At 37.6% G+C, this 24,720-nt stretch carries 29 protein-coding genes and 1 pseudogene; all 30 read left to right on the top strand.

The features are described 5' to 3' along the window. The first annotated feature begins 3 nt into the window (after positions 1-3). The 30 genes and pseudogenes from CYK55_RS10690 to CYK55_RS10545 all read left to right on the top strand — a co-directional run bounded on the left by CYK55_RS10690 (position 4) and on the right by CYK55_RS10545 (position 24,713). Positions 4-327, top strand: coding sequence for a hypothetical protein (locus tag CYK55_RS10690; protein ID WP_126134297.1), 324 nt, complete (start codon positions 4-6; stop codon positions 325-327). Next, positions 324-518 carry a hypothetical protein gene (locus CYK55_RS10685; protein WP_126134296.1) on the top strand — a complete coding sequence of 65 codons (195 nt, stop codon included), beginning with the start codon at positions 324-326 and terminating at the stop codon, positions 516-518. The genes CYK55_RS10690 and CYK55_RS10685 overlap by 4 nt, the downstream gene beginning before the upstream one ends. Next, on the top strand, positions 515-805 hold the full coding sequence (locus CYK55_RS10680) for a hypothetical protein (protein WP_126134295.1): 291 nt from the start codon (positions 515-517) through the stop codon (positions 803-805). Before CYK55_RS10685 ends, CYK55_RS10680 begins: the two co-directional genes overlap by 4 nt. Before the next feature lie 623 nt (positions 806-1,428). After that, a complete protein-coding gene (locus CYK55_RS10675) occupies positions 1,429-1,866 on the top strand; it encodes a hypothetical protein (RefSeq protein WP_126134294.1) in 438 nt (145 codons plus the stop codon). Positions 1,867-1,929: 63 nt separating this feature from the next. Then, a pseudogene (locus CYK55_RS10670) lies at positions 1,930-2,316 on the top strand (hypothetical protein); the annotation flags it as partial. 74 nt (positions 2,317-2,390) lie between these two features. Beyond that, a protein-coding gene (locus CYK55_RS10665) for an IS3 family transposase (protein WP_109114490.1) occupies positions 2,391-3,553 on the top strand; the annotation gives its coding sequence in 2 pieces (ribosomal slippage) (positions 2,391-2,667 and positions 2,667-3,553; 1,164 coding nt in all). A 601-nt stretch (positions 3,554-4,154) separates the two neighbouring features. Continuing rightward, positions 4,155-5,096 carry a hypothetical protein gene (locus CYK55_RS10660; RefSeq protein ID WP_126134293.1) on the top strand — a complete coding sequence of 314 codons (942 nt, stop codon included), beginning with the start codon at positions 4,155-4,157 and terminating at the stop codon, positions 5,094-5,096. Positions 5,097-5,148: 52 nt separating this feature from the next. Then, the gene (locus CYK55_RS10655) at positions 5,149-5,391 is read left to right on the top strand and encodes a hypothetical protein (protein WP_126134292.1); all 243 of its coding nucleotides are present in this window, start codon (positions 5,149-5,151) and stop codon (positions 5,389-5,391) included. Next, positions 5,381-6,652: a site-specific DNA-methyltransferase gene (locus tag CYK55_RS10650; RefSeq protein WP_126134291.1), complete on the top strand. Its 1,272-nt coding sequence runs from the start codon at positions 5,381-5,383 to the stop codon at positions 6,650-6,652. Before CYK55_RS10655 ends, CYK55_RS10650 begins: the two co-directional genes overlap by 11 nt. A 137-nt stretch (positions 6,653-6,789) precedes the next feature. Continuing rightward, positions 6,790-6,999 (top strand): hypothetical protein, encoded by a 210-nt coding sequence (locus tag CYK55_RS10645; protein ID WP_096081716.1) that lies wholly within the window; start codon positions 6,790-6,792, stop codon positions 6,997-6,999. 56 nt (positions 7,000-7,055) lie between these two features. Further along, complete coding sequence (locus CYK55_RS10640; protein ID WP_126134290.1) at positions 7,056-7,742, top strand: hypothetical protein; 687 nt, start codon at positions 7,056-7,058, stop codon at positions 7,740-7,742. 46 nt (positions 7,743-7,788) lie between these two features. Beyond that, entirely contained in the window at positions 7,789-8,664 is an 876-nt protein-coding gene (terS, locus tag CYK55_RS10635; RefSeq protein WP_096081714.1) for a phage terminase small subunit, read from the top strand. Further along, positions 8,639-9,934, top strand: coding sequence for a PBSX family phage terminase large subunit (locus CYK55_RS10630; RefSeq protein ID WP_096081713.1), 1,296 nt, complete (start codon positions 8,639-8,641; stop codon positions 9,932-9,934). Before terS ends, CYK55_RS10630 begins: the two co-directional genes overlap by 26 nt. A 14-nt stretch (positions 9,935-9,948) precedes the next feature. Beyond that, the gene (locus tag CYK55_RS10625; protein WP_126134289.1) at positions 9,949-11,487 is read left to right on the top strand and encodes a phage portal protein; all 1,539 of its coding nucleotides are present in this window, start codon (positions 9,949-9,951) and stop codon (positions 11,485-11,487) included. A 4-nt stretch (positions 11,488-11,491) separates the two neighbouring features. After that, positions 11,492-12,640, top strand: a complete 1,149-nt coding sequence (locus CYK55_RS10620) for a phage minor capsid protein (RefSeq protein ID WP_126134288.1) — start codon at positions 11,492-11,494, stop codon at positions 12,638-12,640. A gap of 233 nt (positions 12,641-12,873) precedes the next feature. Then, entirely contained in the window at positions 12,874-13,464 is a 591-nt protein-coding gene (locus tag CYK55_RS10615; protein WP_010733985.1) for a phage scaffolding protein, read from the top strand. Between the two features lie 13 nt (positions 13,465-13,477). Then, entirely contained in the window at positions 13,478-14,365 is an 888-nt protein-coding gene (locus CYK55_RS10610) for a hypothetical protein (RefSeq protein ID WP_010733986.1), read from the top strand. Beyond that, positions 14,362-14,526 (top strand): HeH/LEM domain-containing protein, encoded by a 165-nt coding sequence (locus tag CYK55_RS10605; protein WP_010733987.1) that lies wholly within the window; start codon positions 14,362-14,364, stop codon positions 14,524-14,526. Before CYK55_RS10610 ends, CYK55_RS10605 begins: the two co-directional genes overlap by 4 nt. Positions 14,527-14,557: 31 nt before the next feature. Further along, the gene (locus CYK55_RS10600; RefSeq protein ID WP_126134287.1) at positions 14,558-15,013 is read left to right on the top strand and encodes a hypothetical protein; all 456 of its coding nucleotides are present in this window, start codon (positions 14,558-14,560) and stop codon (positions 15,011-15,013) included. Between the two features lie 2 nt (positions 15,014-15,015). Continuing rightward, positions 15,016-15,345, top strand: a complete 330-nt coding sequence (locus CYK55_RS10595) for a putative minor capsid protein (protein ID WP_241234773.1) — start codon at positions 15,016-15,018, stop codon at positions 15,343-15,345. Next, positions 15,345-15,707, top strand: coding sequence for a minor capsid protein (locus CYK55_RS10590; RefSeq protein WP_010733990.1), 363 nt, complete (start codon positions 15,345-15,347; stop codon positions 15,705-15,707). The genes CYK55_RS10595 and CYK55_RS10590 overlap by 1 nt, the downstream gene beginning before the upstream one ends. After that, positions 15,707-16,084, top strand: a complete 378-nt coding sequence (locus tag CYK55_RS10585) for a minor capsid protein (RefSeq protein ID WP_010733991.1) — start codon at positions 15,707-15,709, stop codon at positions 16,082-16,084. Before CYK55_RS10590 ends, CYK55_RS10585 begins: the two co-directional genes overlap by 1 nt. A gap of 10 nt (positions 16,085-16,094) precedes the next feature. Beyond that, positions 16,095-16,571, top strand: a complete 477-nt coding sequence (locus CYK55_RS10580; protein ID WP_126134285.1) for a phage tail tube protein — start codon at positions 16,095-16,097, stop codon at positions 16,569-16,571. Continuing rightward, positions 16,526-16,687 (top strand): HeH/LEM domain-containing protein, encoded by a 162-nt coding sequence (locus CYK55_RS14080; RefSeq protein WP_023520204.1) that lies wholly within the window; start codon positions 16,526-16,528, stop codon positions 16,685-16,687. Before CYK55_RS10580 ends, CYK55_RS14080 begins: the two co-directional genes overlap by 46 nt. 27 nt (positions 16,688-16,714) lie before the next feature. Further along, a complete protein-coding gene (locus CYK55_RS10570; RefSeq protein ID WP_126134284.1) occupies positions 16,715-17,176 on the top strand; it encodes a hypothetical protein in 462 nt (153 codons plus the stop codon). Between the two features lie 8 nt (positions 17,177-17,184). Continuing rightward, a complete protein-coding gene (locus tag CYK55_RS10565) occupies positions 17,185-17,754 on the top strand; it encodes a Gp15 family bacteriophage protein (RefSeq protein ID WP_100495130.1) in 570 nt (189 codons plus the stop codon). Beyond that, positions 17,747-20,182: a tape measure protein gene (locus CYK55_RS10560; protein ID WP_126134283.1), complete on the top strand. Its 2,436-nt coding sequence runs from the start codon at positions 17,747-17,749 to the stop codon at positions 20,180-20,182. The genes CYK55_RS10565 and CYK55_RS10560 overlap by 8 nt, the downstream gene beginning before the upstream one ends. Before the next feature lie 69 nt (positions 20,183-20,251). After that, entirely contained in the window at positions 20,252-22,795 is a 2,544-nt protein-coding gene (locus CYK55_RS10555) for a hypothetical protein (RefSeq protein ID WP_126134282.1), read from the top strand. Further along, on the top strand, positions 22,795-23,670 hold the full coding sequence (locus CYK55_RS10550; protein ID WP_126134281.1) for a phage distal tail protein domain-containing protein: 876 nt from the start codon (positions 22,795-22,797) through the stop codon (positions 23,668-23,670). The genes CYK55_RS10555 and CYK55_RS10550 overlap by 1 nt, the downstream gene beginning before the upstream one ends. Next, positions 23,670-24,713, top strand: coding sequence for a hypothetical protein (locus CYK55_RS10545; protein ID WP_010733997.1), 1,044 nt, complete (start codon positions 23,670-23,672; stop codon positions 24,711-24,713). Before CYK55_RS10550 ends, CYK55_RS10545 begins: the two co-directional genes overlap by 1 nt. Positions 24,714-24,720 lie beyond the last annotated feature (7 nt).

Here is a 24,720-nt window from a genome sequence, read left to right as displayed (position 1 = left end):
AATATGGATTGGGAAAAACGGCTTTATGACTCCATACGACTAAAAAACCGAACAGATACCACTAAAGAACTAAAAAAGTATTTTGATCGCGGCTTTCGATATGTCGTTCGTGATTTAGACGGGAAGCATCTTGTACTTTTTTCTTTGAAACCTAAAAAATACATGGATTTAGAAAGCTGGGGATATGTCAACGAGTTTGACCCTAAAGCAATTCCTTGCCAAACAATCAGAAACACAGACATTACAGAAATAAACTGGAAGAACCGAAGCGCAGTCTTGATTGAGGATTTTATTAAAAAAACTTTGGAACAGGAGGAAGCAGAATGAAAGAAAAGTTTAAATTTCAAAAACAGAAAAACAGAATCGCTATACTTGCGTGGCATCCTGCTGGGTATGATCATGACGAAGGATATTATGAGATTGCTCATATTAAATTATCAACAAGCAGTAAAAGTATTATGCGTGATTGGAATTTAGATGAATTGATGTCTATTTTAAGTTTGGAGGAAGCAGAATGAAACTCAAAGACGAATTTTACACTGATACTTATGGGATTGGTGGCTTGATGATGGATCTACCAATCAAAAATCCTATTAAGCAAGAGGAATCAGAATTTAAAGTCGGTGATATGGTTCGTTGCACAGCGGAAGAGTTCATTTATCCAATTAGAGGGTATGTAGAACGTGTGTACAATCATTCAGCAGTTATTCGTATTGAGAATACGATGGACTGTGACAAAGAACTAGCGAAGAGCAAAGCGAATATTGCAGTTGCTCGATTAGTCGAAATAGAACAACTGCAATAAGATTTTAAGCAAGTCTACTTTTTAAAATAACCATAAAATAGCATCACAATAAAATAAACGTATAAGCTTGCCGCATAATACTCGAATGATCCAAAAGGTAAAAGAAAAGAATTAAAACCAAAAATAATTGAGATAGATTCTATGATAAAAATAAATGCAGGTAAACAACATAACAAGAGAAACTTGTTTGTTCTAGAATGTTTTACAAAGTAATAAATGGAGAAGCTACTAAAACAAATGGGAATCCAGAAAAAAAGCATGAGATCTAAAATCATTAAAACACCAATCACAAAATCATCTCCTATACGGTCAATTTATAATAATAATACCATTCTCTATAAGAAAGATAAAAAATATGTACGAATTCTAATTGTAATAGAAAAAAGACAGCTGACCACTGGCTGTCCTTAGCAGAATATTGAAATAATGAGCCATCTGTTTTCCGCCAGATAGCTCAACATGTATATGGTTGTAATGAATAAAGTTCAAACATTACACGGAAATTATACCATGTGAAAATCTGATAGAGGAGGATAAAGGCATGAAAAAAATTAAAATAGGTTTGATTTTGACCATATTAGTAATTATTTTGGCAGGTTGTGTAATCGTAAGGATGTGAGAAAATGAAGGTTTTTATCAAGTTAGGATTGTTGATGTTATTCGTTCTTTTAGTACTAACGGCTTGTAAAATCGAGGTGAATAGTCCTCAGTCTGCTAGAGATGACAATTATGGTGTAGGTGAAAGCATTCAATCATCGGATACTTTAGAAAAACAGGAACAGGAAGGACTGAGTCAAGCAGGTACAGGAGATGCCGTATACTCTCAATTAACTTTAAAAAAAGGAATCGTGGTTTTATCAATTGATTTTTCAAAAGGTCAACGTTTTTCAATGAAAATTTTAGATAATGATGGCACTGTTGTTGCAACAGTATCTAAAAATCAAGCACCCTATAAGGGGCAAAGAACAATTCAAGTACCTAAAGATGGAGATAATTACATTGTAGAGATACAGTCAGATGGTTCCTGGGAAATAAAATTATTATCTACTGTAGAAAAGTAATAAAAAAAGCCATCTCATATGAGATAGCACCGCAAAACTATTTTACCATAAGGGGTGGCGTTTGTGAGGTTTAAATGGTTAAAAGATTACCAAGAGCTTGATGAGCAGATTCTTTACTTAAAATGGAATCTTAATAAAAGTAAGCTTGAATTGAGTCGGTGGATCTATGGAGATTTAGCAGACGTCCGCATTGAAAAAAATTCTAGATCATCCATGTTAGAAGAAAATATTCAAAAGATCGAAAATGAAATTGAAATACTCGAAGAACAACGAAAAGAAATGCTTGCTATTATTAACTCCTTTAAGGGAATTGATAATGAGATCATTCGTAAAAAGTATGTTGAGGGTTGTTCGCTAGAGTTAATAGCTGAAGAGATAGGTTACAGCGCATCTTATGTCAGACAAAGACACGCAGAAATTCGTAAAACTTTATCTTTTCTAGATGAATATGGATAGGCTACAATTAACTAGACAGAAAAATTAAGGTGTGTAGACTAGAAGAAAAAATACCAGGAGGAATTTTTATGTCTAAGAGAACACGAAGAACTTTTTCACAAGAATTCAAGCAACAAATCGTCAATCTTTACTTAGCTGGAAAGCCACGTGTAGAAATCATTCGAGAATATGAACTAACGGCTTCAGCATTTGACAAATGGGTAAAGCAATCTAAAACGAGTGGTTCATTCAAAGAAAAAGATAATCTTACGCCTGAACAAAAAGAATTGTTAGAACTACGTAAAAGAAACCAGCAATTAGAAATGGAAAATGATATTTTAAAGCAAGCAGCGCTGATATTCGGACGAAGAGACAAGTAATCGATGCGAATAAGCATCTTTACCCTATATCAGCGATGTGCAGAATATTAGGTCTATCACGTCAGTCCTATTATTATCAATCAAAACCAAAGAAAGACGAATCAGAACTTGAAGAAGCAGTCGCTGAAGAATTTATCCGCAGCCGAAAGGCCTACGGCTCAAGAAAAATAAAAAAAGCCTTATCAAAACGAGGCATTCAGATCAGCCGACGAAAAATTAGTAGAATCATGAAAAATAGAGGATTAAAATCGAGCTATACTGTTGCTTATTTTAAAGTACATCATTCTACTTGCAATGAAGCCAAAACGACAAACGTATTGAATCGTAAATTCTTAAGAGACAACCCATTAGAAGCGATCGTAACAGACTTGACTTATGTACGAGTCGGGAAAAAATGGAATTATGTCTGTTTCATTTTGGATCTGTTCAATCGAGAAATTCTCGGCTATTCTTGTGGAGAACATAAAGATGCCGTTCTAGTAAAAAAAGCATTTAGCCGTATCAAACAACCTCTGACAGAGGTTGAGATTTTTCATACTGATCGTGGAAAAGAGTTTGATAACCAAGCTATTGATGAATTATTAACAACTTTTGACATCAATCGATCATTGAGTCATAAAGGCTGTCCTTTTGATAATGCCGTAGCTGAATCAACTTATAAGTCGTTGAAAGTAGAATTTGTCTATCAATACACATTTGAAACCTTACAACAATTGGATTTGGAGTTATTTGACTATGTCAATTGGTGGAACCACCTTCGGTTGCACGGTACACTTGGCTACGAGACACCGGTTGGTTACCGTAACCAGAGATTGGCGCAGCGAATCCTTGATAATGAGCTCGGATGTGCTAACGCTAGCGAGGCAGTCTAACTTTAATTGTTAGCTCCTGCCGAAGATCGTCACATCCGAGGAGGCTCATTGTCAAGGACAATCGGAATAGCATACGGAAAGAAGTTCTGCACCTTATAAAATTTGTCAAAAAAACTGTTGCCATTCCAATATGAAATGAACAAGGTGAGTGGACAAAACAAAATTAATGAGATTGATTATTACAATAAGGGCAGGTACGAAACTGAACAAATTAGATTGTTCTAAAATTCCAATGTTCACTAAATGTTCGAACATTGTAGCTATGTAAGTATTGTATACAGCGTGATATTCTATTAGTGTCGAAAGATTTGAACAGGATCGACAAAAACAATTTGAAGGGAGGAAATCTCCCTCATCGTTGTAATTAAGCTTCGATAGACAGCAAAAAATAAAACTAAAGGATGTGGGGTTCAGCTCCTACAAACAATAGTTCATATGTTGCTGTCTATTATTATTGACAGGAACATAAGTTCGTTATATATTAATATCATAATCCTTATGATTATATCTGCTAGAAAAGAAGTTTTAGAAAACGATTGTTTTCTAAACTTCTTTTTGATTTAATTAAAGTAGCAGATATAAGTTGATAAGGAGAGTTCTTATGGATAAAACAACTGAATTAAAACCAATTGAACATGATGAATATATTTCTTTGAGAGTATCAGGGAATCAAATGACAAAAAGTGAAGGTTATAACTTAGAATATGTTTTAACATCGCTTAACTCTACCGAAAGTATGATAAAGAAGTCATATTTACATATAAAAGGCGGAACGAGATTTACAAAAGAAGATAAACAATATCTTAATTTAAAAATCATGGAATTTAAAGAAGGATCTTTAATTTATGATTTAATGGCTGTCTATAGCGATATAATAATTCCAACAATTCCAGTGATTGCTGGAAACAAAGAATTAATATGGACCTCAATTAAGGCGTCGTACGAGTTTTTAAAAACAAAAATATCTGCAGCTAAGGAGGGTAAGGAGTTGGTAGTTAATCAAACAACTGATACTGGTGGAGCAAATGTTTCTATACACAATGTCACTGATAGTACTGTTGAAGTTAATATTTATCCTGGAATTGATAAATTAGCTAATAATTTAGCAGCAGATTTCTATAACTTAGCGAAAAAAGTAGATGGAGAACAATTAGAAGCAATAGAATTTACTAATACAGTTAATAATGAACAAATATATCTAACAACTGAAGATAGAGAACTATTTTCAAAAAGTACCTATACAGAAGATAGTATAGTTAAAGTATCTGGAAAGGTTTATGGTAGTGATTATTTAAGTAAAACTGGTAAAATTGAAATTATAGAGACTTCTGATCCAAATCTAGTTTGTGGTGAAACTTATCCTTTTAAAGGAGAAAATAAATTAGGTACGGAAAGCACATGGAAACAGATGTATCTAGAAAAGCAGACTTATTTTTGTAAAAAAAGAATAGAAATCAATACTACTAAAGATCCAATTATAAATGTTTTAGAACTAATAATTGTGGACATAGATAACCAAATGGAGAATGTAGAATTGGTATAAAAAGATCACTCATTGAGTGGTCTTTTTTATTTTGTTCAGAGGAGGTTACATAATGAGAAACTACTGGTACGTTTCACTATCTAATAGATATCCACGGCCAATTGAAGATGATTCATTAAGAATCGTCCAATCAGTTCAGATCAAAAAGAAGTATTCCATCATTGAGATGACTAGAGAAGCGACACCGAAAGAAATCGACAAATATAATCTTCGGTACTGTGGATATGGATACTTTAATCAAACGCATATTGAAGAAAATATTAATAAGAATTTGAGGGATACAAATGCAAATTGAAATAATGAAGCTATCGGATTTAAAAGCTGCGGATTATAATCCAAGAGTTAAGTTAGAACCTGGTATGGACGAATACGAGAAGTTAAAACAGTCCATTTTAAAATTCGGCTTTGTTGATCCACCTATTTTTAACAAACAAACAGGAAATCTCGTTGGCGGTCATCAACGTGTTGCTGTAGCTAAAGATTTGGGCCTATGCGAAGAGATAGAGGTATCTGTCGTTGATTTACCACTTGATAAGGAAAAAGCTCTTAATGTGGCTCTCAATAAGATTGCTGGTCGTTGGGATGATGAAAAGCTTTCTATTTTGCTGAAAGAATTAGAAAATGAAACCATTGTTTTAACAGGTTTTGAATCTGAAGAAGTAGAAGAGCTACTTACTGCGTTTGATTATAAAGAAGATACTGAAAAGCCTGTAATAGAAGATGGATTCGAAGTGAATGAATTTATAGAAAATCATTCTGATTGCAAAACGAACTATGGACAACTATGGAAATTAGGTAAACATTACCTATTATGTGGCGATGCTACGAAAGCGAGCGACGTCGAAAGATTGCTACAAGGTAAAAAGGCGAATTTAGTTGTCACTGACCCACCATATAATGTAGCGGTGAAATCTGATAATAAAGAATTAAACGAATCTGGACGAGATAAAATTATGAATGACGATATGAGTGATGAAGATTTTGATCAATTTTTAATGTTTGTATTCCAAAACTATGCTAATGCCATGGAAGACAACTCGGCAATTTATGTCTTTCATGGATCTTCTTATCAGCGAGAATTTGAAAATAGCATGAATGCCGCAGGAATTATAGTTCGGTCGCAGTGTATTTGGGTTAAAAATAATGCAACATTTGGTTGGAGTCAGTATCGTTGGCAACATGAACCAGTTTTTTATGCACATAAGGAAAGATATGCACCTACGTGGTACGGAGATAGGAAACAGACAACGGTTTGGCAAGACGACTTACTAGAAGATTTACCAGCAACCATTTGGAGAGTTCCCAAAGATGATGTGAATGCATATTATCACCCGACGCAAAAGCCACTATCACTTATTGCTATACCAGTAAAAAATAGTTCTAAAAGGCAGGATATCGTTTTAGATTTGTTTGGTGGCTCAGGTAGTACATTAATGACCTGTGACCAGTTAGAACGTATTTGTTATACTCTCAAATTAGATCCTCTATTTTGTGATGTAATTATTGAAAGATGGGAACGAGCAACAGGCAACGAAGCAATTTTAGTTTCAGAATAAAAAAGAAGCCGAGTGCGCTAACACTCGACTACTTCAACAAGGACCGTAAGCCCCCGAAGACACAGAAACCACACGCGCGTGCTTTCTAGACAGTTCTGTGTCTTTTAGCATTCTAACAAATGCGGGGTGCTTACACAATGGAAAACGAAAACTTTGATTTAGATTATGAGATTGAAAAGGCAATGGTGAAAGCAGAGTCCATTCAAGAATATAAAAAGATCATTCGTGTCGCTTTGGGGAAATGGTTGAAAAATCTCCAATCAGGACAAATCAAGTTAGATAAAGTTTCCGATTTAAAGATATTGATCGAAGCCGATTTGATGTTGAAAGATATTGATAATGGTTAACAAATAAAATACACTTCCTGATATACTTAAATAAAATATATTGGGAGTTGATTTTTATGAGCGATGGTGTACTAGGTTTAATTGGTGTGGTTATTTCAGTATTTGGCACTTATTGTATAGCAGTATACAATAAACATAATACTAAAAAACAAAATAAAGAAAACGAAGAGACTCAACGTATGGTCCTTACAAGTCAAAAAGACTTTGAGGTTCAAATGTTAGCTAGAGAACAAGAGTTTCAAGAAAAACTAACACAAAAACAAATAGATGCTAATTTGAAAGCAAAAGCAAGAATAGAGTGGATTACACAAGTCCGTGTCCAATCTGCTGATTTTATTACAAATTGTTTACTGTATCTAGAGTATTCACCTAAAAGAATTGTCGGAAAGCCGACAAATGTTAGAGTGGAAAATATAGAAAGTAATACTGTAACTATAACTGCAGATGTCGAACCTGATGAGGAAGTTTTATCTCGTTTTGATGATGTGGTAGATGCTAAAGAAAAAGAAAAAATCAGGGTTCAATTGAACAATGCTGCAAATCTTTTAATGATTTATTTTGGTCCAGATAAAGATGGAGAGAATGAAAAGATTGTGGAATTTATAAATGAAATTTTAAAGAAGGTAAATAGTGGGAATTTTTACAAAGATGATACCAGAAGTAGTGACCTTATTATTGAATTTCGAGATGAGATAAGAAAATATCTAAAGCAAGAATGGAATGTTGCTAAAGAAGGGAAATAGAAAAACAAAACTCAACCTAATCAGATTGTGAGGTGGTGTATATTGAATGGCAAGAAAGCGTGATCCAAGACGTGATGAAGCTTTCGGATTGTTTAAAAAGTCTAATGGAACAATAACTAACCGAGAAATTTCTGAAAAGTTATCTGTCCCAGAAAAAACTATTTCAGCATGGAAATCACGTGACAAATGGAATGAAGTACTGCAAAAAGATGAATGTAGTACTGCAAATAAAGGTGGCGCACCTATCGGTAACCAGAATGCCATAGGGAATAAAGGGAATAGCGGAGCATCGCCACCCAAGAGAAACAAGAACGCTTTGAAAACAGGCGAATATGAAACAATATTCTTTGATACTTTAAGCGATGACGAGAAGGACATCTATTCAAGTTTGGATGATGATCCTTCTTTTGTTTTATCTGAAGAAATACGGCTACTTAAGATTCGGCAGCTACGAATGATGAAAAGAATCAAAAAAGCCGAAGAAGGGCTAAATGAGGAAGAAGTTGAGCGGCTGCAACAGCTAAGAAAAATAAAAACTCCTATAGAAAAAGATGGTAAAAAGCTAGAAATCAAACGTGAAGCAATGCAAGATATCCAAGTAAGTAGAAAAGTATACCGTAAAATTGATGATATTCTTTCAATTGAAGATTCACTAACTCGGATTAGTAACCAGTTGACAAAATCGATTAAACAACTAAATGAATTATCCCTATTAGGAGGAAAAGTTGTATTAATGGAAGAGCAAAAACGGAAAATAGCCTTTGAAGCGGATATTCTCGAACATAAAGTCTCTAAACTTATTCTTAAACAAGGTGAGCAAAATAAAGTACAGGGACTTATTGATATCGGCCAATCGCTTATTGGTCCAATAAAGAAAGAGGAGGAGAGTGATACAGATGAGCCAGTTGAAACTATCGACTAAGCAACAAGAGAATATTTTCCAATCGCTCAAGGGAATTCGGATGGAATTGAACGAGGGAACGATTCGTTCAGGCAAAACCATGTCAGATGCGCAGAAAATGGCGTTGATCTATGCAGGACATCCCGACACCAATCATCTTGTACTTGCTTATAACCAAGAACAAGCTTACAGAATGTTTATGGATTGTGAAGGGTTCGGACTGGAACATATCTTTGCCAGCTGTGCTGAAATTCGACACGATGAGCATGGAGATCATTTATGGATCAATCTACCAGAGGGAGAAAAGCGGATCTATTATAAAGGCGGCGGAAAAGTAAATGCTGTCGGCGCTATCACTGGTATGTCATTTGGAACTGTCACTTTTTTGGAATTCAATCTGCTTAACAAAGCGGTCATAGAGGAGGCTTTTCGTCGGACTAAAGCTTCTAGTTTTCGTTATCATCTCGCTGAACAGAATCCGCCAGCACCAAATCATCCGAACCTAGAAACTCTTAAACCTTTTATAGAAACTGGGTCTTTTAAGTTTCGTCATTGGCGACCACAAGATAATCCTATTTTAACGAAACAAGCTTTGAAAGAATGGGAAGCGGAATGTAAAGTCTCCGAGTATCTTTACAAACGAGATTGGCTAGGTGATCGTGTGATGCCTGAAGGTGTGATCTATTCAATGTTTAACGAAGATACTCATCTGTCGAAGGAAATCATTGGTAAACCTGTAGAAGCATTCTTTAGTGCAGACGGCGGACAAAGTGATGCAACTACCTGTTCCTTAAATCTCGTTACATGGAAAGACGGAAAGTATTATCTCTATCGAATGGCCAACTTCTATCATAGCGGTACTGATACAGGGGTAACAAAAGCAATGAGCGAGTATGCCAAGGAAATTAAGCAGTTTAAAGAATGGTGTTATAAAGAGTGGTCTTGGCTACCAAAGCATTCAAAGTTCTTTGTTGATCCAGCCTGTAAGTCATTGAGTGAGGAATTACGTGTCTTAGGTATTGTCACAACAAAAGCAGATAACAACTCAAAAGATAAAGTAACCAGCAATGGCACTAAAATTGAAGTAGGGATTGAACGAACGCAAAGCGCCTTTTCAAAAGGACGCTTTTTTCTTTACGATCATGATGGCAAGTATGGTCACTATCATTTCATCAAAGAATTAGGAATGTACGTTCGGAATGATTCTGGCTACCCAGTGGATAAAAACAACCATGCATTAGACGAATGTCGTTATGCGATTAATTACTTTACGAAACGCTATGTTCTTTAGTAGGAGGTGATCAGGTGTCATTTTGGCAAGCAATAAAAAGAGTTTTTGGAAAGGGGGCGGTTGCGATAGGAGCGAAAAAAGAGCTACAAAGTATTTTAGATCATCCAAAGATTCAAATGAGTCGTGAAGAATATGATCGTATTCAAAACAGCTTGCTTTATTACCAAGGGTACACGCATTGTAATTCTGATCAGAGAGCAAAGGCGAATATCAATATGGCCCGCAAGGTTGCTTCTGAGTATGCGAAGGTAATGTTCAATGAACAGGCAGAAATCACGATCGGAAAAGACGATAAATCAAAAAAATATGATGAAGCCAGCACTTGGATAGAGTCTGTGTTTCAACATAATGACTTCAAGCGTAATCTCAGTAAGTATCTTGAGCCAGCAATGGCTCTTGGTGGCTTAGTTGTGCGACCTTATTTCAATGATCAATCAGGACAAGTGGAATTTTCATGGGCGCTCCCGGATGCCTTCTTTCCATTGGAAAGCAGTACAAATAAGATCAGTCAGTGTGCAATGGCATTTAAAACGATCAAAACCCAAGGGAACAAAACGTTCTATTATACCTTGTTAGAATTCCATGAGTGGATCGATGGTGAGTATTGGGTCTCTATGGAACTATACGAAAGTGAAAAATCTAATGTGTTGGGGATGCAAGTATCTTTAAACACATTAAAGCAGTACGAAGAGTTTGAGGCGGCTGTTCATGGTGAAGAAATTGAACGTCCAATCTTCTCTTATTTTAAGACAGCAGGTTTTAACAATATCAACCCATACTCACCACTTGGTGTTGGTGTGTACGATAACTGTAAACGAACACTTGATCGATTAAATAAAGCACTTGATGCGTTCGATCATGAAATTGACGTGGGAAAGAGAAGAGCGGCCTTTCCTGAATCTATGCTAAGTGGAATTCCTGACAAGGGAACAGGCGAAACGAAATTAACCTTTGATAAAGATGATGACTTCTATGTCATTGTTCCTGGTACGAACCCTGATGAATTTAAAATTACTGATTTAACTCATGATATTCGAACAGAACAATACATCGGAGCAATTAATCATCGCTTGCGACTTCTAGAAATGGAAGTGGGGCTGTCGACTGGTACGTTCGTTTTCGATGGTGCCGGGGTACGTACGACGAATAAGACGGCAACTGAGGTAATCAGCGAGAACTCGCAAACGTATCAGTCAAGGAACCAACAAACAACCGAATTAGAGGAATTCATTCGGGATGTTGTGCTAGCGCTGTGTGAGCTAGGTCGAGCCACAGAAGTTGATGGGAAACCACTATTTAGTGGTGAATCTCCAAATCGTGAAGAGATAGGTGTGAACTTTGATGATGGCATATTCTTAGATAAAAAGTCAGAATCTGATTATTATCGTGAACTGAAAAATGATGGGCTGATTCCCGGATGGTTAACTTTAGCCAAAATAATGAAGTTGCCTGAAAGTAAGGCAAAAGATCTTTACCGACAAGCGCAATTAGATGTAGTTGATGAGACTACTGGTAAAATACGAGATTCTGGATACGAAGACTTCGAGGAGTGATTGAATGGCCATTACACCTAACCAGTTAGATATTGAGGCTTCTTACGTCCAAGACGCCTACTTGGCGATGGAAGACGAAATTATGAAGCTACTTATCAGTCAGTTAAACAAGCCAACGAGAACACCGCTCACAGAAGATAATGCGTTTCGATGGAAGCTTGAAAAGATGCAGCAATTAAATTTGTTGAATCAACAATCTTTGCAGCAAGTGGTCAATGAAACAAGTCAGTATTCTTATGATCAGTTACGTAAAATCATCGTGGATATGGGATTTGAGGTCGTTTCAGATCTCGACAAGAATTTGGTTAAGCAAACCGGAAAAGAATCTCCACCACGAACGGAGATCGACAATGTGATGGAGTCATATTTCAATCAGCAATGGCGAGAGCTCGACAACCACGTCAATCAAACGCTGATCGACACTAATTATCCGAATAATCCACTGGCTAAGATGTATCAACAAGTTTTAAACGATACTGTGGCCAAAATCATCGGAGGCACAAAAACGCCACAACAGGCACTTAGAGAGTCGATCTATGCGATGGTGGAAAAAGGGGTGATGACGACCTTTGTCGACAAGGCAGGGCGTGAATGGAGCCTTGAGCGCTACGTTCGGATGGTTTTAAAAGCATCCACTCACCGTGTTTATCAAGATCTGCGACTTAAGCGAGGCTTAGAGCATGGCATCGTCACTGCTTTAATGAGTAGCCATGTGGCTGCACGACCACAATGTGCCCATATTCAAGGTGGATGGGTATTGCTTGTCCGCACTGAAGATGCGCCGGAAGAATTACGGCACATTCCATCGATCTATGATCATGGATACGGTGAGCCTGACGGAACCCAAGGTATTAATTGTCGACATCGATTGTACATCCAAATCTATGATCCGGATCTTGATATTCACATGAAGCAGTATGATCCAAAGCAAGCGATTGACAATGCAGACTTGGTTGCCAAGCAACGACGCATGGAAGTCGCTATTCGTCGTGCCAAGCGGCAGTTGAACGGAGCAACGACAATGGACAACAAAGAAGATGTTCTGCACTTCAAACAACTGGTCAGACGACGTCAAGCAGCACTGCGTACTTTTATCAATGAGCATGGTCAATTGTTACGTCGGGATTATTCGAGAGAGCAAGTGTATTCATAGAAGGAGAAAGTATGGTGGAGGATTAAAGCAAATTGAGCTTATCTGAAATCTTACTAACATTTTATGAAATTGGTCTTGCTTTGAAGTTTGAGGATTTTGGTTTGTTTAGTCTAGCTTGCTAGGCTTTTATTTTGTCCTGAATATGACATTAAACTGTTCATCTACCGAGTGAGCGGTATAACTCACACTCTAAACTGGTACCAACCAGAATAAAAAGGAACGGAGAATGAATCATGGAATGGATCAAAGAAATTTTATCAAAACACGTCGGAGAGGATGGGAAGTTTGATCTAGACGGAGCGACAAAAGAAATAAAATCAGAATTTCCGAAAAATGCTGTGCCTAAAGCTGATTTTAACGATAAGTCTCAAAAGCTAAAAACTGCAAACGAAGATTTAACCGCCGCAAATGCGCTTGTTGAGCAGTTGAAAGCATCAAACAGTGGAAATGAAGATCTGCAAAAACAAATTGATGACTATAAAAATCAGTTAGAAACCGTAACCGCTGAAAGACTAGCAGATCGTAAGAACGCTGCGATCGAATTAGCTTTAACACAAGCTGGAGCTAAGAACATTACAGCTGTGAAAGCTTTGTTGAAGGCAGATGAATTGGAAATGACTGACGAAGGGGTCAAGGGATTAGATGATAAAGTAGCCTCACTAAAAAAAGATGAAGGCTATTTGTTTCAATCAAGCGATCCTGCACCACAGCCAAAGAAAAAGCAGTTTGTGGCTGCTGGTAATACAGGTGGTGGTGAGCCACCTAAAGAAAAAAGCTGGAAAGATAATCTAGCAGAGAATATTGCAAGAACAAAAAATAATTAGGAGAGTGGTTTAAATGCCAGTAATTTTAGACAGTAAGGATTTAGCGAAAATCGACAAGGAATTTGCAGCTGAGTCGCAAGTATGGGAAGTATTGACACAAGGGGCAAAAGATATTACAGAAGCTGATTTTGTGGGGACTCATGAAGTTCGTGTAAATGAAATGCAAGGATTTACTGCTGCCGATTATAAGCGAAATAAAGAAAATGAACGAAACAATATCTCAGTTGAGAAGTCAACTTTAAAATTGGAAAAGGAACGTTGGATGGGCTACGACATGGATCGCTTAGATCAATCGGAAAATGCAGCCTATCAAGTAGGTGCTGTCATTGAAGAGCACACTCGATTGGTTACGATTCCTGAGAAAGATCAAACCGCTGTTGCTCGTTTGCTTGAAGCTGGATTTGATACTTCTGATAAGATTTACAAAGGAAAAACGGTCAAACAAACAATCACTAAATCTAATATTTTAGATAGCTTCGACGATGCTGAAGCGTACATGACTGACACAGAAGTCATTGGTCAGTTTGTGGCATTTATGTCTAGTGATGCCTACAAAGCATTGAAGAATGCAGATGGCGTTTCTAAAACTTTTACCACCAACACTGTTCAATTTAATGGTATCGATCGTCGTGTCGAGATGCTTGATGGCACGAACATCATCATCCAAAAGGTTGCTAAAAATCGGTTGCAGGTCGATGAAGACAAGCATATTAATTTCATTATGACACCTATCACCGTTGCTAAGCCAATCGAGAAGTACAATACGATTGATTTGGTCCCTGCTGACCAGGATCGTGGCGGTTACCGTGACACCATCAAAGGGTTGGATTATTACGATTGCTTGGTACTTAAGAAAGCACGTCCAGCAATCTATATCTCTTATGATGACCCAAAAGCATGACCCCGGAAGAACCGGGGAAGTCTGGAGTAGAAGGTAAATCAATTGTCATCGATGACATGAAAGTTGATGAGCTTAGAGCTGAGTTAGATCGTCTTGGCTTTGAGTATCCATCTACTGCCAAGAAACCAGAATTAATTGAGTTGTTAAAAGAGAGTGAATAACCACTCTCTTTTTTCATGGAGGTGAAAAACCATGGAACGAATAAGACGTAAGCCGTTGAACGAAATCTTTGACGATCAGGATAGCATCGAGCCATGTGGCTACCTGTCTCTTAAAGAGTACAAGCGACTCGTGGATCGTGACACGGAACTGACCGAAAAGGAGTTCAAGAAGCTTCTGAGAAAAGCCAGTGCATTGTTGGACATCCAAACGAGACGTTTCTATCAACACAATGATCTTGAATTAGATATTCCGATGCGGCGCGATGCATTTAAGTTGGCTGTTGCTTATCAGATTGAGTACATGCATGAGGCTGAGGCCACTACAACGTTCGGCATGCAAGAGCCTGACAGCTGGTCCATTGGTCGGATGAGTGTTTCTAAAAGCAAAGGTGGTTCGTCATTGACAAACGAAGTATCCCTGCTTTCTGGGGACGCTATGCTGCAGTTATCTGGCACAGGTCTGTTATATCGTGGGGTGAGTCGATGAGAATGCCGCCAAAACGTTTTTTCCCTCATGCGATGATCTATCGCAAGAAAAACGGAATGGGTCCACGAAGTGAGCCGATTTTTGAGGATGATTTAGCCATTGAGCATGTCCGCTTTGACGACACAGTCAAATTTGAGCCAAGGGATATTGATGGGAAAGTACAAACGCCAAATGCATTGATTTCTATGGCGAAAAAATACACTGGACCATTACCGGAGTTTTCAGTTGCAGATCAAATTGAAATCTTTGGCGAACAATACACAATCACAAAAATCGTTCCGTTGCTTGCTGATTCTCCTGAACCATTCGCTTATGAATTGGAGGTAGTTTAATGGGAGCATCTGTAAGAATTGATTTAAGTCGAGCAAAAATAAAATTAAGTCATTCATCTATACAAAATGGACGGCACGAAATGGCAAATAAAGCTCATTTAGATATGAATGAAAGATTTGTTCCTATGAGGAGCCAACACTTGAGAGATATGTCTTTTGTTGAAAGTAATGGAGAAAAGATTACTTGGAATGCTCGATATGCTTTGGCTCATTATCACGGAGGGTTTACAAATAAGTTTGGAACACAGGTAATATTTTCTAATTATACTACACCGGGAACTGGTCCATATTGGGATAAAGAAGCAAAATCTATATTTATGTCTAGTTGGTTAGAAGCATTCAAGAGGGGAGCGAATTGGTAATGGATTTTATTGATCAGTTGCTAGAAGTATCGAACCAAGTACCAGTACCAGTCCGTATTCACTCTTTAGATAAAGACGAGTCGATGCGTCTAACCGCATTACCTGGAGGTAAAACGGTCGAAACTTTTATGGATGGATCAAAACAAAAAGAACTAAATTATGAATTTGTCTATAAAACAAAATGTGAAAATGCAGATCGGATAATGATTGAACTAGGTGAGTTACTAGAAGAACAAGAAGATATTCCATCTAGTAACAATAGTTATCAATTTGTTGGAATAACAATTGTAGATGAACCTTTTTTTACAGGTTATGACGACAAAAAATTTCTGTATTATCGATTAGCAATCAAAGCAACATTATATTTTGATAAATAGGAGGAATATTATGAAACGAAAAAAAATTGCGCTAATTGGATTTGAAATTCAAAAATTGAAAGATGGAAAAATTACTGAAGATGGTTGGGTTCGTTTAAAAAAAATTAAGAGTGTCTCTGATGCCTCACAAGAAGAAGTTGACGATGGAGACGGTTTCTTTGATGGGTCGGGAGAACCAGAGCAAACGATCACCTCTCATCGACTAGGCTATAGTTTTACGGGTGAATACTTTGAGGGTGATGAAGCATCTGAATTAATTGATGAAATGATTGGTTTATTTGGAGATGATCGGAAAATTGGTTTTCGAGTAACAGATGATCGAGATAATCCCAAAAAGAAAAGGGAAGGAATTGCAACTTTATCAAGTCCTCAAACGAAAACTGGAGGGGCTACTGAATTTGGTAATATTGAATTTACTGTTCTATATGATACTACACCTAAATGGGAACTTTATTCAAAGCAGACAGCCCAGAGCCAGAAGAACTGAAAGCTACTGGGCTAACTATGCCAGAATTAAAACAAACACTTGATAGTAAAAATATTGAATACCCGTCAAATGCTAAAAAAGACGAACTAACTAAAATATTGGGGGAGGCTTTATAGCCTTCTCTTTTTTATATGGAGGTAATTATGAAACAAACACTTGATATCGATATTGAACTCTCTGGCTTTCCAGTAGGATTTACAAATCCAATTACTGGTGAGCGTGTTGAAATCTGGTTTGATAGCTCATTGGAAAATTTAAAACGAATTATTGTAGAAGAAAACTATGAGGAATTCGAAATATACGAACAAAAACTTAAAGAAGATTCTATCCACGAAACTAATGTTGAAACAGTCATAGAACATGCTAAAGGGACTCTTGAATATCAATATGATTTTTTCTTTGGTAAAGGAACATTTAAAAAATTATATGAGTGTGTACCAGATTTTGATGCACTTGAACGTGCTTATGAACCAACTATCAAAGCTATCGTTAAAAAAGTCGAACAACAAGAAAAGAAAAGACAAAAGGATAGAGAGCTTGCCGCAAAAAAGTTAACCAAAGAGTTTCAGAAAAAGAAAAAGCAAAAAGTAGCAAATAAAAAGTAGGTGGTGACATGAGGTTAAATGACCCAGAAGTCACTTCCTTTTTTTATAAAGAACGTGAGTATTTGATTAATTTGTCATTTGACATTGTATTAGATGCTTTTGATGTGTTAAACGAGGCAATATTCACTGATTATGAGAAAGCTTGTCTATGTCTAGACTTATTAATTGGAGAAGGTTGCTATCAATCTGAGGATGCACTTAGTCTATGGGTATTTATTTACGACCAATTTATTCATAAGGAAGTTCCACCGTTCATTAAATATAGTTTTTACGGAGAGCCACTTTCTGTGGAAGAGCACGAACAATTAATAGATATATCTGCGGATGCAGAGACTATTTACGCTTCTTTTATCCAAGCATATAACATCGATTTAATTGATAAACAGGGAATACTAACTTGGTCCAAATTTAGAGCTCTTTTACATAATCTGCCTTCAGACACTCCACTTAAACGAATTATGCAGATTCGAGCTTGGAAACCAGGAAATAATGATTCAGAAGAATATAAGCGAGATATGACAGATTTACAAAGATACTATGCCTTAAATACGGATAGAGAGGAGGAAGATAATGACTAAAGATGGCAAAATAAGTATTCTGATTGATGTGGACGCCAAGCAGGTTCCTAATGTAATAAGTTCAATTGAAAAAAACTTTGGACAGTTAGGAAAAAATGCTGATGATATTACAAAAAAAATTGGTAATAATATGGGTGCCAATACTGAGACAGGAGCGAAAGTTGCTAATCAAGCAGTGGATTCAGTTGAACAGTCGATGACTGATTTAGGAAGATCGACTGATACGGCTACTGTCAAAGCTGGGAAATCATTAAGCGAAAACTTCGAAGTGGGATCTAAGGCCGCTAATAACGCAACAGATAGCGTGGCTAAAGGAGTGACGGATCTAACCGCCACGACGAGCACTGAACTAGCTAAGTCAGGACGTATCATGGGTGAATCCTTTGATTCTGGTGCCAAAAATGCCAATCAGGCCAATGACAGTGTCGTTAAATCAGTCACAAGCTTGGTTTCTTCTGTGGAATCTTCTGCACCTAAAATTGGTAAAGAGCTTGGTGGCTCCTTTCAATCTGGTGCCAAGGAGGCGACTAGCGCTTTAGATGGTATCGGGAAATCAAGCAGTAACATGTTAGCCAGTATTGAAGCGACGTCACCTAAGGCAGGTAGAAGCATCGGTAATTCGTTTGAAGCAGGTTCCAAGCAAGCAGCTAGCGCTCTTGGATCTATAGAAAAGTCCTCTGCGCAGATGGTTCCTCCTGTTGAATTATCAGCAACTAAGGCAGGAAAGAGCATTGCGACTAGTTTAGAAGCTGGTTCCAAAGACGGAGCAAAGACTGTCAGTGATGCGGTTGATGCGATGAAAAAGGATCTTACGTCATTGGGTGATGAAGCAGAAAAGTCTGGTGCTAAAATGAGTACCTCCTTTTCTCAACCAGAGCCAAAAGCCAATTTGTTAACAGGCTCTGTGGGCAAACTAAGTGCAGCGATGTTGATCACAAAAGGAGCAACTACAGCACTATCGATGGCTAAAGGTTCATTAGATGGTGCATTTGGTCGTATTGATACTTTGAATAACTTTGAAAATACGATGACTCGATTAACTGGCAGTTCAGAAGAAGCGGCTGCAGGGATGGAAGGCGTTCGAGATGTCGTTGTTGGTACAAACTACATGCTGGATAGTGCGGCACAGACAGTTCAACGTTTAGTGATGCAAAATGGTTCATTAGAACAATCGACGAAAAGTTATCAAATCTGGGGTGATGCAGTTGCCATGTATGGTGATGGCGCTGCAGAAACAATGGATAATGTGATGGATGCAATGATCCAGATGCGAGCAACCGGAACGGTTAACATGGCACAAATGGATCGTATGGTTCGCCGTGGAGTAGATCCTTGGAAAATCTATGAAGATGCGACTGGTATGAGTATGCAAAGTATTCGTGATGCGTTGCGTGATGGCGAAATTAGTGCCAATGAGTTTTTTGATACGGTTGAACAGGCGATGCGTGATGGTGGGAATGAATTCACATCGGTTTCTGGGATGGCTCAACAAGCTGGGGATACTTGGGCAGGATCGTTTGCCAATATGGCTACTGCAACAAGCCGAGGAACAGCAAATATTATCGCATCTATGGACGAGGCATTCTCAGAAACACGTTTTGGCTCGATGAAAGAAAACATCCAAGGATTTGGTAAAACATTTGAAGGTGCGCTAAATGGGATTGCTGGTGTAATCCCTCCTGTTGTTTCGGCTGTTGATACGATGACCGGTGGGGTTATTGCTGTGAAGGACGCAGCTGTGACAGCTTCACCCGTGATTATCGGATTAGGAACTGCATTTGGTGGACTACTTATTGTACAGAAAGCAGCAGTTGCTACAGCATCTTATGTTCAGATGTTGAAATACCTGACCGGTGCAACTTCTGGTGCGACGATGGCTAAAAAAGTTGATGCAGTTGCTACAAAACTAGGAATCAGTCTCAACTTACAGAACGCCACCACCACTAAAGCGGTTGTTGCAGCAAACATTTCCAATGCAGCTTCACTAAAAGGTGCAGCAGCCGCCCAAAAAACCTATGCGATTGCTGCTGGTGCTTCTGCAGCAGCGAAGAAGGCACTGGCAGCAGCTAGCATTCTATTGAATCCAGTAGTCGCGGGTACAGCAGCTGTTTTAGGAGCAGCTGGTGTAGCTGCAGCCATAATGGGAAAAAATTTTTTAGATACACGTAAAAAGACCAAAGAATTAGCTAGTGAATTAGATGGATTAAAAGACGATCTAGATAATGTCGGAAAGTCAACCCAGTCCAGTGCAAAAGAATTTGAGTCACAAGCAAAAGTGATCGAGTCGAATGCAGAAAGAAACAAGGATCTAGCAGCCGAATTACAAAGGCTTTCTGCAATTGAAGATAAATCGACTGCAGATAAAAAATTGATGGCTGATGCAGTTGATGAACTGAATAATTCAGTGACTGGTCTAAATCTCTCTTAAGATGAAGAAACAGGCCTCCTTAATGCAACCACAGAAGAAATAAACAAACGGATTGAAGCTTCTAAAGGAATGGAAGAAGTCAATCGGCTAACCGAACGACAAAAGACGTTGAATCAAGAAGCTGCAGACATTGAATCCTCATTAACTGAAGTAGCCAAAGAACGTATGAGATTGGAGCAAGAAGCCTCAGAATCTGGCGTGGATGGAAAGAAAAAAGTCAAAGAATCACTGGAAGGACTGTCCCAGAAGGAAGATGAACTTCAAGGTTTACTTGTTGAAAATCAATCCGAACGAAATCAATTGTACGCGGAGGAGCAAGAGAAAAGACGAGCAGTCGCAGAGACCGTCTCAGAAGCTAATTCTCAGATGATTACTTCATGGAATGTTCTATCTGATGCACAACAAGCTGCCTTGGAATCAATGAATAGCATGTACAAAAAGCTGGTAGAAGAATCAGGGAATGCTTTTAAGCAGATTGAACAACAAGAAGCAATCAGCTTGGATCAAATGAAGGAAAATCTACAAAAAAATGCTGAAGCTATGAGAACTTGGTCGACCAATGTTGCCATTTTGGCGAAGGCCGGTGTAGATGATGGCATTATTATGCAACTTGAAAAACTAGGCCCGGCGGGTGCGCTTCAAACACAGCAAATGGTTGATGAGATGGGGCTGAATCTTGGTTCATTAGCGGAGTTAGGTGGAGAACATACAAAAAGCCTGCTGGAACAAATGGGTCTTCATATGGAGGACCTACCAAAAATGTCAGCTGAACAATCGGCGTGGTTTGTTGAAAATTTAGATCTTGAATTAGGTAAATTACCAGAAACAGCACAACAGCACATTAGTGATTTAAATGGGACTGCGGATGCGACGATGAAGCAAGCGATGGCGAGTATGGGGAATATCGTTGGTGAAGAAACGGAAACTGTTGCTGAAAAATTTGGATTAATTCCAGAAAAAAGTGAGGCATCTTTACGGAGAGGAACAGAGGGGCGAGACTTTGCCCAGTGGGGACGTCAACCTGTCGAAGAAATTGGGGATGGGATGGTAGAAGCAACCCCCAAAGTAGAGGAAGCAGCAAAGGAAGTTGCTCAAACGCCAGAGAGAGTGATGGGCCCTCAATTAGAACAAACTGACTATACCTCAATGGGTGCAGCACCACCAACAAAATTGGGGCAAGGAATTTTAGATAATATTACTTCAGTAGAAGAAGCTTCTAAAGAAGTAGCACAAACTCCAGAAACAATGTTTCAGGAAACCATACAAGCAAATCGTTATATTCCGACTGGTCAAGAAACAGGTAAAGGATTAAGTGAAGGAATTAATCAATCTAATGCCGATGTTGAGTTAGCAGCCAAAGCTATAGGAATGATACCAGAAAATACTATTCAAGCTGAGATGACTACAGAAAAAACTAAGGAAAGTGGAACAGAGGTAGGTCGAGGTGTAGCACAAGGGATTGATAGCAGTCAAGAAGCTGTGCAACAAAGTGCTAAAGCTGTCGCAGACACTCCAAATAATGAACTATCTAGCCATATGAACCAAGGTAACTATGCTGAGTACGGACAAGCAGTGGGAGAAGGTCTTGCAACGGGAATCGCAGCCACTAGTCCAGTGGTTGTTGCGGAAGTAAATAAGTTGGTTGACCAAATGGTAAAACAAACCGACATGGGTATCAAAAATATGACAGTAAGTTTTAATCAAGTTGTTCCTAATGTAGCTAACGCGTTGAGTGCGCTTCCTATGGTAGCTTCCAATAGTATGAATTCTATGAATATGAGTTTCCAAAGTGGATCGCAAGTACAATTAGCTACTGTGAAAGCTTTGAATAGCAACTTGATACGGACCTTTACTAATACGCCAAGTGAATTTCAATCGATCGGTCGAGATATTATGAGTCGATTGAATTCTGGAATGATGGCAGAGTCGAGCAGGGTTGTCGCAACTTCCAGAAATATATCAAATAGGATTGTACAATCCTTCAATCAGTTGCCAAATCAGATGCAAACGGCAGGTCGCAACGCAATTAGTTCATTAAATAGTGGAATGAATTCATCTGCAAATCAGCCTGTTTCAACTGCATCAAGAACTAGCTCGGCGGTTGTATCTGCTTTTTCAGGATTACCTAACCAGCTAAATGGAGTGGGTCGAGATGCTATGGCTGGATTGACTGCTGGATTAAATGCCGGTACAGCATCTGTATTGGCAACCGCAAATAGAATTGCCAATCAGGTTGCTAATACAATGAAACAAGCATTAGATATTAACAGTCCATCTAGAGTGATGGCATCAGAAGTTGGTCGATGGATACCAGAAGGTGTAGCTGTGGGAATTGATAAGTATGCAGATGTAGCATATCAATCGATAGATAATTTATCAAACGGAATACTGAGGATCACTACCCCAGAAATAGCTTTAGGCGCTTCAAGTATGGGTATGGAAGCTAGAGGTACACAAATTATTAATCAATCATACAGTACGCAATCCCCATACACCTCCAAAATTGCACAAGCTTTAACAGATTTGGCAAATAAAGAACAGATAGTAATGATTGAAGACACTAATGGACTGACAAAAATAATCGGTAAGACGATGGCGAGAGGAGGATTTTAGTGCAACATCTATCAATTGAAAACAGTCATGGTGATACCTGGCTCATAGATAATACGCACTCTTTAAGGGCTTCTAATGTAAATGGTTTAGGAATAGGTTTTGAAACTGATTATTTGAGCGAAAATGGGCATTCTAGAATTGAAAAGCACGTATTGAAACAACATCAGTTTGAAGCTTATTTTCATTTTGGACGTCGTAAAAATGAAAATGCCTATCAAGTATATTATTCTTTTGTAGAATTTTTATCCTTTAGTCCACTTTATTTAATTTATACTACTGACGCAGGCCAAAAAAGAGCACTGATTACAGTTTCTATGTTATCGAAATCTTCTATACAACAAGGCGGATTTTTAAAAGAATCAATTATAATTGACCGATTATCGCCTTGGTATACAGTGAAGTATGCAAAAATTCATCAAAAAAATATAAATGTTAATGCCCATGGAAAAGTCTATAATTATGTCCGGCCGTATGTCTATACTCAAAATGCACATGAGAAAAAAGGGAACTATCGAATTAATAATCGTTCCCTCTATTTATCTGCTGAAAAAAATCATCTGACTCCGCTAAGAATAAAAATAACTGGTTATTGTGTAAACCCTCGTTGGGAAATATTCCAAGGTTCAAAATTAATTAGCTCAGATGGTTATTTTCTAACTTTACAAGAAGAACAGCAGTTGGTTGTTTCTAGTTTATTTCAAGAAAGGACTGCTATATTAATAGATCAGAATGGATTACATTCTTCGGTCTATCAACAACAAGATATAACTAAAAACGGGTTTGTTCATGCGCCTGTCGGAGAATCAATAATAGTATTTCATATCGGTACTGCAGAAGTAGAAATAACGATTTATGAGGAGGCTGATCTGTTTTAATGATTATATCTGTTCATTTATTTCGTTGGGATCTAACTCCCTATCCTAGAGAATATATATGTGGAGAGTTCGACTTTGGTATTGATGAAGTTAATCGTGAACTGACCAGTGAGTTCACCTTAACAGAAGATATAAAAATTGAAAAAGGTGATTGGCTAAGAGCAAAGTATATACCTAGTGGAAAATACGCTTATTTTGGGATAGTCGACTCTCAAGATAATAAAACAATCCGTTGTCGTGGGTTGATGGGCCTTGGAGATAGTTATTTCCCTACTTATAGAACAAGTGGGAATAGCTTTGAATCTCATGCTAAATCAATCATCACTAACTACCTTTTAAATGACCGTACAAAGAATTTAAATGGAACATTAAGTATTGATGTTGAAAGTGATACAGCTCATAGTTATCAAGCAATTGAATTAAATTCTCGAAGGATTAATAGCTATTTGATTAATGGATTTAGGAAATACAACGTAAAGTGGTATGTTAAAGCAATCTCAGGAGGCAGAATACAGACTGGTATAAAAAGAATAGAAAAAAGTATTCAAATAATGGATAATTCTTCAGAATTTAGTGACTGGGATTATTGGGTAAAAAAGCCAGGAGTTGGTAATGAGAATGCATTGTTAATTGTTGATAAAGCAACTAACAGTATGGACCATCCAATTATCTTAGCTACCTACTATTTAGAAAATGATAATAATGTCACTAACAATCCAAACAGCAATAAAATTATTAGACCTACTGTTAATACGGTATATATATATGATCAGGATTTAGAAGATAAACCCACATATTTAGAAGTTGCAAATAGTGAACTAAAAGGAAATGCTTATTCACATGAAATCAATTGTAAAGTTATGTTTCAAGCAAAAAATATTGATGTTGAAGAAATTGAAACTGGATTATTAGCGAATGTAAGAATAAAAAATACAATTTATCAATCAGTTCTAACTGCTTGGCGAGTAAATAGTACTGAGAACAAGATGCAATTAACATTTGGTAATATTCGAAGTCGATTAAGTGAATATTTTGATGAATAAAAGAAAG

The organism is Enterococcus mundtii (genome assembly GCF_003957375.1).
GTDB classification, from domain to species: Bacteria; Bacillota; Bacilli; order Lactobacillales; family Enterococcaceae; genus Enterococcus_B; species Enterococcus_B spodopteracolus.
This window is presented reverse-complemented; position numbering and strand designations above follow the sequence as displayed.